This is a genomic window from Stenotrophomonas sp. 107298_Sma, from assembly GCF_056480345.1.
The window spans coordinates 3,435,413-3,447,193 of sequence record NZ_CM151094.1 but is presented as its reverse complement, the minus strand read 5'-3'; the positions used below and the strand labels follow the sequence as shown (position 1 = coordinate 3,447,193).

Annotated in this window: 15 protein-coding genes; 14 read left to right on the top strand and 1 reads right to left on the bottom strand. The window is 66.4% G+C overall.

The window, feature by feature from the left end:
• The first annotated feature begins 21 nt into the window (after positions 1-21).
• Genes lepB through recO form a run of 5 tightly spaced genes read left to right on the top strand, consistent with a single transcriptional unit; the run spans position 22 to position 3,553 of the window.
• On the top strand, positions 22-816 hold the full coding sequence (gene lepB, locus ACZK2G_RS16230) for a signal peptidase I (RefSeq protein WP_006382890.1): 795 nt from the start codon (positions 22-24) through the stop codon (positions 814-816).
• 52 nt (positions 817-868) lie between these two features.
• Complete coding sequence (locus ACZK2G_RS16225; RefSeq protein WP_006382889.1) at positions 869-1,252, top strand: DUF4845 domain-containing protein; 384 nt, start codon at positions 869-871, stop codon at positions 1,250-1,252.
• Positions 1,242-1,922 carry a ribonuclease III gene (rnc, locus tag ACZK2G_RS16220; RefSeq protein ID WP_046985803.1) on the top strand — a complete coding sequence of 227 codons (681 nt, stop codon included), beginning with the start codon at positions 1,242-1,244 and terminating at the stop codon, positions 1,920-1,922. Before ACZK2G_RS16225 ends, rnc begins: the two co-directional genes overlap by 11 nt.
• Complete coding sequence (gene era / locus ACZK2G_RS16215) at positions 1,919-2,815, top strand: GTPase Era (protein ID WP_006382863.1); 897 nt, start codon at positions 1,919-1,921, stop codon at positions 2,813-2,815. Before rnc ends, era begins: the two co-directional genes overlap by 4 nt.
• 18 nt (positions 2,816-2,833) lie before the next feature.
• Complete coding sequence (recO, locus tag ACZK2G_RS16210; protein WP_046985804.1) at positions 2,834-3,553, top strand: DNA repair protein RecO; 720 nt, start codon at positions 2,834-2,836, stop codon at positions 3,551-3,553.
• Positions 3,554-3,592: 39 nt separating this feature from the next.
• On the opposite strand, the gene ACZK2G_RS16205 is transcribed toward recO, so the two are convergent.
• On the bottom strand, positions 3,593-4,321 hold the full coding sequence (locus ACZK2G_RS16205; protein ID WP_046985822.1) for a response regulator: 729 nt from the start codon (positions 4,319-4,321) through the stop codon (positions 3,593-3,595).
• Between the two features lie 127 nt (positions 4,322-4,448).
• Here ACZK2G_RS16205 and rlmD point away from each other — a divergent pair, with 127 nt between their 5' ends.
• The 9 genes from rlmD to ACZK2G_RS16160 all read left to right on the top strand — a co-directional run bounded on the left by rlmD (position 4,449) and on the right by ACZK2G_RS16160 (position 11,780).
• On the top strand, positions 4,449-5,783 hold the full coding sequence (gene rlmD / locus ACZK2G_RS16200; protein ID WP_010482826.1) for a 23S rRNA (uracil(1939)-C(5))-methyltransferase RlmD: 1,335 nt from the start codon (positions 4,449-4,451) through the stop codon (positions 5,781-5,783).
• 33 nt (positions 5,784-5,816) lie between these two features.
• A complete protein-coding gene (locus ACZK2G_RS16195; protein ID WP_046985805.1) occupies positions 5,817-6,302 on the top strand; it encodes a CYTH domain-containing protein in 486 nt (161 codons plus the stop codon).
• 112 nt (positions 6,303-6,414) lie between these two features.
• Positions 6,415-7,110 (top strand): DsbA family oxidoreductase, encoded by a 696-nt coding sequence (locus ACZK2G_RS16190; protein WP_012511804.1) that lies wholly within the window; start codon positions 6,415-6,417, stop codon positions 7,108-7,110.
• Between the two features lie 162 nt (positions 7,111-7,272).
• Positions 7,273-8,280, top strand: coding sequence for a beta-N-acetylhexosaminidase (gene nagZ / locus ACZK2G_RS16185; protein WP_478473834.1), 1,008 nt, complete (start codon positions 7,273-7,275; stop codon positions 8,278-8,280).
• Positions 8,280-8,834 (top strand): hypoxanthine-guanine phosphoribosyltransferase, encoded by a 555-nt coding sequence (locus ACZK2G_RS16180; protein ID WP_006382796.1) that lies wholly within the window; start codon positions 8,280-8,282, stop codon positions 8,832-8,834. Before nagZ ends, ACZK2G_RS16180 begins: the two co-directional genes overlap by 1 nt.
• 82 nt (positions 8,835-8,916) lie before the next feature.
• Positions 8,917-9,663 (top strand): S-methyl-5'-thioinosine phosphorylase, encoded by a 747-nt coding sequence (locus ACZK2G_RS16175; protein ID WP_046985807.1) that lies wholly within the window; start codon positions 8,917-8,919, stop codon positions 9,661-9,663.
• Between the two features lie 88 nt (positions 9,664-9,751).
• On the top strand, positions 9,752-9,958 hold the full coding sequence (locus tag ACZK2G_RS16170; protein WP_005410590.1) for a cold-shock protein: 207 nt from the start codon (positions 9,752-9,754) through the stop codon (positions 9,956-9,958).
• Positions 9,959-10,059: 101 nt separating this feature from the next.
• Positions 10,060-11,328, top strand: a complete 1,269-nt coding sequence (locus ACZK2G_RS16165) for an FAD-dependent oxidoreductase (RefSeq protein WP_478473831.1) — start codon at positions 10,060-10,062, stop codon at positions 11,326-11,328.
• A 182-nt stretch (positions 11,329-11,510) separates the two neighbouring features.
• Positions 11,511-11,780 carry a hypothetical protein gene (locus ACZK2G_RS16160; RefSeq protein ID WP_426355478.1) on the top strand — a complete coding sequence of 90 codons (270 nt, stop codon included), beginning with the start codon at positions 11,511-11,513 and terminating at the stop codon, positions 11,778-11,780.
• The last annotated feature ends 1 nt before the right edge of the window (position 11,781 follow it).

Here is an 11,781-nt window from a genome sequence, read left to right as displayed (position 1 = left end):
TGACGTTGCAAAGGACCCTGAATGAAACTGTTTGAGATCCTCCTGGTCGTGCTGACCCTGTCCTCGGGCCTGATCCTGCTCGCGGACAAGCTGTATCTCGCCAAGCGCCGCGCCCAGCGCGCGGGCCTGCTCGATTCCGAGCCGGTGCTGGTGGACTACTCGCGCGCGTTCTTCCCGGTGCTGGCGATCGTGCTGATCGTGCGCAGCTTCATCGCCGAGCCGTACAAGATTCCGTCCAGCTCGATGATGCCGAACCTGCTGATCGGCGACTTCATCCTGGTCAACAAGTTCTCCTATGGCCTGCGCCTGCCGATCAGCAACACCAAGTTCGTGCCGGTCGGTGAACCGTCGCGCGGTGACGTGGTGGTGTTCCACTTCCCGGGCCACAGCGACCAGGATCCGGCCAAGGGCGAGAACTTCATCAAGCGCGTGATCGGCGTGCCGGGCGACACCGTGGTCTTCGAAGGCGACGGCGTGATCCTCAACGGCGAGCCGCTGAAGTACGACAACAAGGGTATCTACGCCGGCCACAAGGGCCAGGGCGAAGGTGCCAACCTGCTGGTCGAGCACCTCCCGGGCCGTACCCATACCGTGCTGGAGACCGACTATCCGCGCGGCCAGGGCCAGTGGACCGTGCCTGCCGGCAAGTACCTGGTGATGGGCGACAACCGCGACAACAGCGACGATGGTCGTTTCTGGGGCCTGCTGCCGGAAGAGAACCTGCGCGGCAAGGCATTCCTGATCTGGCTCAACTGCCAGGGCTGGTTCTGCAAGGATGGCTTCGAGCCGTCGCGGATCGGTTCGAGCATCAACTGATCGGGCATCAACTGAGTATTTTCACATCCAACGCGTATCTGGGGAGAACGCAATGAAGACGATGAACACGCAGCGTGGCATGACCCTGACCTCGTTCCTGGCGGTCCTGATCGTGGTCGGTTTCTTCCTCTACATCGGCATGAAACTGTTCCCGATGTACCAGGAGTACTACGCGGTGCGCTCGGCGATGAAGAGCCTGGCCAACGAGCCGGGCGTGGGCAGCATGGAGCCGTCGCGGATCCAGGACCTGTTCTTCAAGCGCCTGTACATCAACTACTCGGACAACGTGAAGCCGGCCAACGTCAAGTTTGATCGTCGCGACAATGGCTGGACCCTCAAGGTCAACTACGAAGTGCGCCGGCCGCTGGTCGGCAACCTCGATGTGGTTGGCAAATTCGATTCTTCCCAGGACCTGACACGAAGCGGTGCCCAGTAAATTCATCCAACGTGGCGACCTGATCGGTCATGCCTTCAGCGATCCGGCCCTGCTCAAGCAGGCGCTGACGCATCGCAGTGCCGGTGCGCCGCACAACGAGCGCCTGGAGTTCCTCGGCGACAGCATCGTCAACATGATGGCGGCCGAGGCGTTGTACCAGCGCTGGCCCAAGGCTGACGAAGGCGCGATGACCCGTGCCCGTGCCGAGCTGGTGCGTGAAGGCGCGCTGGCGGTGATCGGGCGCACTCTGGAACTGGGCGAACGGCTGACCCTGGGGCCGGGCGAAATGAAGTCCGGCGGTCATCGTCGCGACTCGATCCTGGCCGACGCGGTGGAAGCCGTGGTGGCCGCGATCTACCTGGATGCTGGCTTCGAGGCCTGCCGGGCAGTGGTTCTGCCCTGGTTCAGCGCTTCGATCGAGGCATTGCCGGCCTCCGGCCGGCCCGAGAAGGACCCCAAGACCCGCCTGCAGGAATGGCTGCAGGCCCGACAGAAGGCGTTGCCGCAGTATGAACTGGTGTCAGAATCCGGTGACGACCATGCCAAACACTTCCGGGTACGCTGCATCGTAGCCGACCCGGCCGCCAGCACCGAGGGCGAAGGCGCCTCGCGGCGGCTTGCCGAACAACAGGCGGCTGCGGCCGTCCTAGAACAACTGGATTCCAAGTGAGCGAACAAACTCCCCATCATTGCGGCAGCGTGGCCGTCATCGGCCGCCCGAACGTGGGCAAGTCGACCCTGACCAATGCCCTGGTCGGCGCCAAGGTCAGCATCGTCTCCAACCGTCCGCAGACCACGCGCCATCGCCTGCTGGGCATCGCCACCTATCCGGAAGGCCAGCTGGTGCTGGTCGACACCCCCGGCCTGCACAAGGTGCAGAAGCGGGCGATGAACCGGGTGATGAACCGCGCCGCGCGCGGCTCGCTGGAAGGCGTCGACGCCGGCCTGCTGGTGATCGAAGCGGGTCGTTGGGACGAAGAAGACAGTCTGGCCTTCAATGTGCTGCGCGACGCCGGCATCCCGGTGGTGCTGGTGGTCAACAAGATCGACCGGCTGAAGGACAAGGGGGCGCTGCTGCCGTTCCTGCAGGAAGTCACGGCCGGCCGCGATTTCTCGTCCGTGCATCCGATCTCGGCGCAGAAGCGCAACGGCCTGGAAGCCCTGGTGCGCGACGTGCTGGCACTGCTGCCGGAAGCGCCGCCGATGTTCGGCGAAGACGAGATCACCGACCGCAGCCAGCGCTTCCTGGCCGGTGAGCTGGTGCGTGAACAGTTGATGCGCCAGTTGGGCGAAGAGCTGCCGTATGCCACCACCGTGGAAATCGAACGCTTCACCGAAGATGGCAACCTGCTGCGCATCGGTGCGGTGATCTGGGTCGAGCGCGAGGGCCAGAAGGCCATCGTGATTGGCAAGGGTGGTACCCGCCTGAAGGAGATCGGGGCCAAGTCCCGCCTGCAGATGGAGCGTCTGTTCGGGGCCAAGGTGTTCCTGGAAACCTGGGTACGCGTGCGTGAAGGCTGGTCCGACGACGAGGCCGCACTGAAGGCCTTCGGTTACGAGTAACCCGGAACGGTCGCTTCGATGCTGATCGAGGACGACACCGGCTTCGTGCTGCATGCACGGGCCTACCGTGAGACCAGCCTGCTGGTCGAGGTATTGAGCGCGCAGCATGGCCGCATCGGCCTGCTCGCGCGCGGTGTGTCCACTGCCAAGGGCCAGGTGCTGCGCGCCGCCCTGCAACCACTGCAGTGGATCCGCTTCAGCGCATTGCAGCGCGGTGAGTTGGCCCAGCTGCGTGGCGCCGAGGCGCTGGACGCGGCACCGCGTCTGGTTGGCCAGGCGATGCTGGCCGGCTTCTACCTGAGTGAGCTGACCCTGCGCCTGGCCCCGCGCCAGGACCCGCTGCCGGAACTGTACCTGGCCTACGGCGAAGCGCGTGCGCGACTGGGAGTGGGGGCGGGCCTGGCCTGGACCCTGCGCCGGTTCGAACGCGAGCTGCTGACCGCGCTGGGCCTGGGTTTTGAGCTGGACAGTGCCAGCGACGGTCAGCCGATCGACCCGGCCGCGCGCTATGAACTGGACCCACAGGAAGGCGCGCAGCGCCTGCTGAGCGAGCGCGGTGGCGAACGCCGCGCAGCCGCGACCGGCTCGGCGCTGCTGGCGCTGGCCGCCGATGAAGAGCCTGATGCCGCCGACCTGGCGAGCCTGCGCCTGCCGATGCGGCGGGTGCTGGCCCATCACCTCGGGCCGCGGGGACTGAAGTCCTGGGAAATGCTCGAGCAGCTCGCTCCCAGGCGTTGAGGGGTGTTTGGCAGGGCTTGCAGCCCTGCCGAGCGACCCTCAATGCAGCAGGGCAGCTACCGCGTCGCGGAACCCCGCCTGGGCCTGCCCGGACTCCGGCGCATGATGCAACTGGCGCACCGCACGGGCCAGGCGTGCCGCGCCCACGAAGCCGCAGCTTGCCTGCAACCGGTGCAATTGGCTGCGCAGCTGGCGCTCGTCGTGCTGGTCCACCGCCTGCTCGACCGCATCGCGCACGCCCGGCAATTCGGCCAGGAACAACTCGCGCAGGGCGATCAAATGGTTGCGCTGGCCATTGAGCGCGGCCAGCGCCGCCGTCTCATCCCAGTCCTGGACCTGCAGCTCGACCGCCGCCGGCACCTGTGCCATGACGATCCCGGCGGGGCTGTTGACCAGGGCGCGCCGCACGGCCTTCAGCAACTGGTCGCGGCCCAGTGGCTTGACCAGGGTGTCGCTGAACCCGGCCTCGCGCAGGCGGGCATGAATGGAGGTATCACCGTCGGCGGTATGCGCCAACGCCGGCGTATCGGGGTGTGAACGGCGCAGTTCGCGCAACAGCTGCGCACCGTTGCCGTCAGGCAGGTTGACGTCGATCAGCCACAGATCATGCGCGCCGGGCTCGGCGCTGGCCAGGGCACTGGCCAACGAGTCTGCGGTGTCCACGTCCGCCGGTAACGTTTCCAACGCCGCTTTGAAAAAACCGCGGCTGATGATGTCGTCCTCGACAAGCAGGAAGCGGGGCCGGCTGGCCCGCGGGGTCATCTGCATCAGGGCTGCCTCCATGTCAGCTGCTGTAATCATCAAGCACGGCGGCGGCGGGCGCAAGCGGGTCCGGACCCTGCCGGTCAGGATCTGCGACAATACGCGCCCATTTTTGCCCGCAGCCTGTCGCCACGTGGCCCGATCCCGTTCCCGCATCGACCGTACCCCGTTCCAGACCGAAATCCTCGACCTCAGCCATGATGGTCGCGGCGTCGCCCGCCGTGAAGGCGAGGGTGGCAAGGTCACCTTCGTCAGCGGCGCCCTGCCGGGTGAGGTGGTCATGGCTGAACAGACCGCCCGCAGCCGCCATTTCGACGAAGCGCGTACGGTGGAAGTGCTGAAGGCCTCGCCGCAGCGCGTCACCCCGAAGTGTCCGCACTTCGGCACCTGCGCTGGCTGCGTGCTGCAGCACCTGGACGAAGACCAGCAGATCGTCGCCAAGCAGCGCGTGCTGATGGACAACCTGGAGCGGATCGGCCATGTGAAGCCGGGCACCGTGCTGGCGCCGCTGGTCGGCGAGAGCTGGGGCTACCGCCGCAAGGGCCGCTTCTCGGTGCGCCGGGTCGAGAAGAAGGACAAGACCCTGGTCGGCTTCCGTGAACAGGATCCGCGCTTCGTTGCCGATCTCAGCCAGTGCCTGACCGTGATCCCGGAAATCGGTACCAAGGTCGAGGCGTTGTCGACCTTCATCGAGTCGCTCGATGGCAAGCGCGACATCCCGCAGATCGAATTCATCGCCGGTGACCAGGCCGTGGTGCTGACCGTGCGCCACCTGCAGCCCTTGAGCGATGCCGACCGTGCTGCCTGGGCCGCCTTTGGCCAGCAGCATGGCTTCGTGATCTACCTGCAGTCCGGTGGCGTGGATACCGTGCAGCCGCTGGACGGGCAGGGCGTGCCGCTGTCGTTCCGGCTGGCGCCGTGGGACGTGGAGCTGGCCTTCCGTCCGCTGGACTTCATCCAGGTCAACGCCAAGCTCAACGAGAAGATGATCGCCCATGCCCTCGACCTGCTGGAGCCCGGCGAGGATGAGCGCGTGCTGGACCTGTTCTGCGGCCTGGGCAATTTCACCCTGCCGCTGGCCCGCCGCGTGCGCGAAGTGGTGGGTGTCGAAGGCGATGCCGGCCTTGTCGCCCGCGCCCGTGAGAATGCCGAACGCAACGGCCTGGCCAATGCCCAGTTCTTCAGCGCTGATCTGACCCAGGACCAGCGCAGCACGCCGTGGATGCGCCAGGGCTTCGACAAGCTGCTGCTGGATCCGCCGCGTTCGGGCGCGATCGAAGTGCTGCAGCAGCTGCCGTTGAAGCAGTTCAAGCGCATCGTCTATGTCAGCTGCCACCCGGGCTCGCTGGCACGCGATGCCGGCTACCTGGTCAACGAGCAGGGCTTCACCCTGGTCAGCGCCGGCGCCATGGACATGTTCCCGCATACCGCGCACGTGGAAAGCATCGCGGTGTTCGAGAAGCGCTGAACGGCTGTCATCCCCATCGCGCATAATGGCGCGATGGGCATCGAAATCGAACGCAAATTCCTCGTCAGCAGCGAGGGCTGGCGCGCCGCCGCGCACCGGGTCATCCCGATGGCGCAGGGGTACATCAACGACCTGGGCGCGCTCGATCGCGGCACACAGAACGCCTCGGTGCGCGTGCGCATCGAAGGCGACCATGCCGCGCTGAACCTGAAGTCGCGCACCATCGGCCACACCCGCCAGGAGTTCGACTATCCGATCCCGGTGGACGATGCCCGCGCACTGCTGGCGCTGTGCGTGGGTGGCCTGATCGACAAGCGCCGCCATCTGGTCGAATACGCCGGCCTGACCTGGGAAGTGGACGAGTTCCTCGGCGACAACGCCGGCCTGGTGGTGGCTGAGGTTGAGCTGGACAGCGCTGACCAGGCTATCGACCTGCCGGACTGGGTTGGTAACGAAGTCACCGACGACGCCCGCTACTACAACGTCGCGCTCGCCAACCACCCCTATTCACAGTGGTGAACCCTGAAAAGGGGACGGAGGGGATTAAGCCGCCTTTACCCCATCTGTGCGGAAAGCGACTTAATCCCCTCCGTCCCCTTTTATCGAGGGTGTCGGCCCCCATGTGGAAAGGATGAGAATCGACATCTACTCCGACGTGGTCTGCCCGTGGTGCTGGATTGGCAAGCATCGTTTCCAGCAGGGCGTGCAGTTGCTGGGCGCGGACGCGCCTGAACTCGACATCCATTGGCAGCCGTTCCAGCTGGACCCGGACGCGGACGCTACCCCGGTCCCGCTGCGCGAGGCCTACGTGCGCAAGTTCGGTGGTGTCGAGCGCACCGAGCAGATCCTCGGCCAGACCCAGACCACTGCGCGTGCAGAAGGCCTGCCGATGGATTTCGGCCAGGGCCAGGTGCGGGTGACCACGCTGCCGGCGCACCGGGTGCTGTGGCTGGCCGGCCAGCACGGCGTGCAGGATGCGGTCGGCGAAGCGCTGTTCCGCGCCCACTTCGAGCATGGCCAGAACCTGGCGGACCCCTCGGTGCTGATCAAGGCCGGCGTGGCTGGCGGCCTCGACGCTGGTGAAATCGCGCAGATGCTGGCCTCCGACCGCGGCCTGGCCGAGGTCGAAGCCAAGCTGGCGCAGGCCCATGCGCTGGGCATTTCCTCGGTGCCGACCTTCGTCATCGATGGAAAGTGGGCCATTTCCGGGGCACAGCCGCCGGAGGCCTTCGCCAACGCGCTGCGCCAGATCGCTGCCGAACAGGGCGCTCCGGCAGCTTCGGCTGACGGAGACGAGGCCTGCGGCCCGGACGGCTGCAAGGTCTGAGCGCACCCCAAAAGGGGACGGAGGGAATTAAGACGTATCCAGCCCGTAGGGGCCGATTGCGACTTAATCCCCTCCGTCCCCTTTTCTGACCACTGCGCCTGTCGGCCGGTTCTGCGACAATGCGGCACTGCGCCATGCGGGCGCGCGTTGTGGAGATCGACCATGCTGCTGATCGGCGTTGCCGGCACCGAACTGACTGCCCAGGAGCGTGACTGGCTGCAGCACGATGCCGTGGCCGGGGTGGTGCTGTTCAAGCGCAACTTCGCCTCGCGCCAGCAGGTGACCGATCTGAGCGCGGCGATCCGTGCCGCCGCCCCGCGCCCGCAGCTGATCTGCGTGGACCAGGAAGGCGGCCGTGTGCAGCGTTTCCGCGAAGGCTACAGCGAGCTGCCGCCGCTGCAGGACATCGGTGCGCTGTACGCCACCGATCCGCAGCAGGCGCTGGCCCTGGCCGAACAGCATGCCTGGCTGATGGCCAGCGAAGTGCGTGCCAGCGGCCTGGACCTCAGCTTTGCGCCGGTGGTCGACCTTGGTCGTGGCAACCGCGCCATCGGCAACCGTGCCTTCAGTGAAGACCCGCACGTGGTGGCGGCGTTCACCGCAGCGTACGTGCGTGGCATGCACGCGGTCGGCATGGCCGCCACGCTCAAGCATTTCCCCGGCCACGGCACCGTGCTGGAAGATACCCACGTCGATACCGCGATCGATCCGCGCGCGCTGGACGAGCTGCGCGCGCATGACCTGGTGCCGTTCCAGGCCGGCATCGCCGCAGGCGCTGACGCGGTGATGATGGCGCACGTGATCTATCCGCAGGTGGCACCGGAACCCGCTGGCTACTCGCCGCGTTGGATCCAGGACATCCTGCGTGGCGAGCTCGGCTTCCGCGGCGTAGTGTTCTCCGACGACATCGGCATGGCCGCTTCGCACAGTGCCGGTGGTGTGCCGGCACGCGTGCATGCGCACCTGGATGCCGGCTGCGACGTGGTGCTGGTCTGCCATCCGGAACTGGTCGATGAAGCCCTGCATGCGGTGCAGGGACGCTCCCTGAATACTGCTGCGCTGCTGGGCCTGCTCGGTCGCGGCGCGCTTGGTTGGGACGGCCTGTTGGCCGATGCCCGCCATGGTGACACCCAATCCCATTTGCTTGAAACCCTTGGAAGAACCGTCTGATGCCCAACCTCACCATTTCCCAGGCCCTGGCCCAGGCTGACCTGCTGGTCGACCGCCCCACCATCGACAAGGCCATCGCTGGTATCGCCGACGCCATCGCGCGCGATTACAAGGGCGAGGTGCCGCTGTTCCTGTCCATCATGCACGGCGCGCTGCCGTTTGCCGGCCAGCTGGCGCTGGAACTGGGCGCGCGCGGCCAGGACGTGCAGTTTGATTACCTGCACGCGACCCGCTACCGCGGTGAAACCACTGGCGGCGACCTGGTCTGGAAGCACAAGCCGGCCACCTCGCTGTTCGGCCGCCGCGTGTTGCTGGTCGACGACATCCTCGACGAAGGCTACACCCTGCAGGGCGTGCGTACCTGGTGCCTGGAGCAGGGCGCGACCGACGTGCGCATCGCCGCGATGACCGTGAAGCAGCATGACCGCGCGCTGCCGGACGTGGTTGCCGACTACGCCGGTATCGAACTGCCGGACCGCTACGTGTTCGGCTTCGGCATGGACGTCAACGAAACCCTGCGCTGCGTGCCGGCCATCTACGCGATGAAGGAATAACGGCGCAGCCGCCCGCGGCGTGTCTTCTTCCACCGCCGGCATCCTCGGGTGCCGGCGTTCGTCTTTTCATGGAGTGCTTCGAATGCAACAGATCGCCCTGGCCGTGATCGGCGGTACCGGTGTCTACAACCTGGCCAAGCTCGACGACGTGCAGACCCATGAGGTCGACACGCGTTTCGGTCGTCCCTCCGGCCCGGTACGCGTGGGCACGCTGCTCGGCCATCGCGTAGCGTTCCTGGCACGGCATGGCGAGGGCCATTCGCTGCCGCCGCACAAGATCAACTATCGCGCCAACCTGGCCGCATTGCAGCAGATCGGTGCGCAGCGGGTGCTTGCGTTGAACACGGTGGGTGGCATCGGCGACGACTTCGGTCCGCGCGTGCTGGCTTGCCCGGACCAGATCATCGACTACACCTGGGGCCGCATCAGCACCCTCTGTGAAGAAGAGGGCAGCGACGTGCTCCACGTCGATTTCGGCCATCCGTACACGCCGATGCTGCGCAGCAAGATCCTGGCGGCGGCCAAAGTGACCGGTGTCACGGTCCATGACGGTGGCTGCTACGGCGCGACGCAGGGCCCGCGCCTGGAAACCATCGCCGAAATCGCCCGCATGCGCCGCGATGGCTGCGACCTGGTGGGCATGACCGGTATGCCGGAAGCCGCGCTGGCACGGGAGCTGGGGCTTGATTACGCCTGCCTGGCGATCATCGCCAACTGGGCTGCCGGCTGTGGGGACGGCGAGGAGATCACGATGGCCGAAGTGCTGGCCAACGTGCAGGCGGCCAGCAACGGACTTCCGGAACTGGTGGGCGAATTGGCACGGGGGTGATTGTCTTCGCTGAGCAAGCTTTGCATACTCAGCTTGTGCGCGGGTTCAGCGTACACCACCCATTCATTGCATAAGGTCTCGCATCACCATGCCGAACGGTACCGTCAAGTGGTTCAACGACGCCAAGGGATTTGGCTTCATCTCGCCGGAGGATGGCAGCGCCGACGTGTTCGCGCACTTCTCCGCCATCAACTCCAAGGGCTTCCGCAGCCTGCAGGAAGGCCAGCGTGTCACCTATGACGTGACCCAGGGCCCGAAGGGTGCCCAGGCTTCGAACATCACGCCGGCCGAGTGATCCACTCGACAGTGCGTTGAAAACCCCGCTTCGGCGGGGTTTTTTTTGCATTGCCGCCTGCGACCCGTTCGCCATCGGCCCGGCTCGGGCACAATGCGGGCATGACGGAACGACTGCGCATCGCCGTGATTGGTTACGGCACCGCTGGCCAGGCATTGGCCATCCTGCTCACCCGTGACGGCCACGAGGTGGAGATCTTCGAGCGTGTGCCCACGCCCGGGCCGGTCGGGGCCGGCTTCCTGCTGCAGCCCAGCGGCCTGCAGGTGCTGTGGCAGATGGGCCTGCTCGAGGCCGTGCGTGCGCATGCCGCACCGGTACATCGCCTGTATGGCGATACGCCCTGCGAGCGTGCGGTGATGGACATGCGCTACGACGGCCTGGACGCGCGCCTGCATGGCCTGGGGATGCAGCGCGGGGCATTGTTCTCGCTGCTGGATGAAGCCCGCGCCGGCGCGGGCCAGTTGCATGCCGGAACGACCATCGTCGAGGTGGATGCCGAGCATGGCCGCCTGCGCGACAGCGAAGGGCGTCAGCACGGCCCGTTCGATCTGGTCATCGCTGCCGATGGCGCAGCGTCTTCGCTGCGCGGCACCATCGAGGGGGGCGCCGGGCTGGACCGTGTGTATCCGTGGGGCGCGCTGTGGTGCCTTTTGCCGGCCGAAGATTGGCCGCATCTACAGGAGCTGCGCCAGCGCTATGTGGCTGCGCGCAAGATGATCGGGCTGCTGCCGGTGGGTACCCGCCCGGGCGACGACACGCCGCGGCTGAGCTTTTTCTGGAGCCTGCCACGCGCCGACTTCGAACGCTGGCAGGCCAATGGCATGGCCCCCTGGCTGGATGAACTGCACACGCTGTGGCCGCAGGCCAGTGCGCGCTTCGCGCATCTGCAGGGCGCCGGACAGCTGGCGCGCGCGGTCTATCGCGATGCAGTGATGACGCGCTGGCATCACGGCCGGATGGTGCTGGCCGGTGACGCCGCGCATGCGATGAGCCCGCAACTGGGGCAGGGCGTGAACATGGCGCTGCTGGATGCGTTGGCGCTGCGTGATGCGCTGCGCGCGCACGGCGGCGGTGCGATCGCGCTGCAGGCCTACCAGGCGCAGCGGCGTGCGCACGTGGCCGTATACCAGCGCTGGAGCCGCTGGCTGACGCCGCTGTTCCAATCCGATCGTGATGTGTGGGCGAAGGCACGCGACGTGCTGCTGGGACCGATGGGGCGCCTGCCCGGTGGCCGTGGGCACATGCTGCGTGTGCTCAGCGGCACCCAGCACGGCTGGTTCGGTTCGCTGGCACTCGATCCCGCCTTCATCGATGCACTGGCCGATGTTGCCGAGCCACACCGCATCAGCACGGCAAAAGCACTCGCGTGAAGCCGCGTCGTCACGTGAATTAACGGTTGCCTCACCGCGGATATGCGACAAGAAGGGAGCACGCAAACGTCGCGTCGCCCGTTTTCCTTTCCGTGATCAACATCGCGCGTGGCCCGGGCGGTCCTGCCGTTGCAGCCTGTTGCGGCCCGGATGTGCCGCCCGATGTTGAAGAGGAGGACGCCATGTTGTTCGCGGTCGAAGAGCTGGAATCGGAAATCTGCAAGCTGCGCGGTCTGCTGCAGATGCTGCACGAGGACCAGCCCGACGTACTGGAGGACGTGTTCGAGTTCCATGTCGGCAGCCTGATCAGCCACGCATCGCAGGAGCATCACGCGCGTATCCGCGCCTGTGCGCAGGAGATGCTTGCGGCGATCCGGGCACTGCCGCGGTGGCGTGACGATGACACGCCGGATTTCCGCGTGATGCCGGAGCTGGACATCCGCCCGGCCTGAG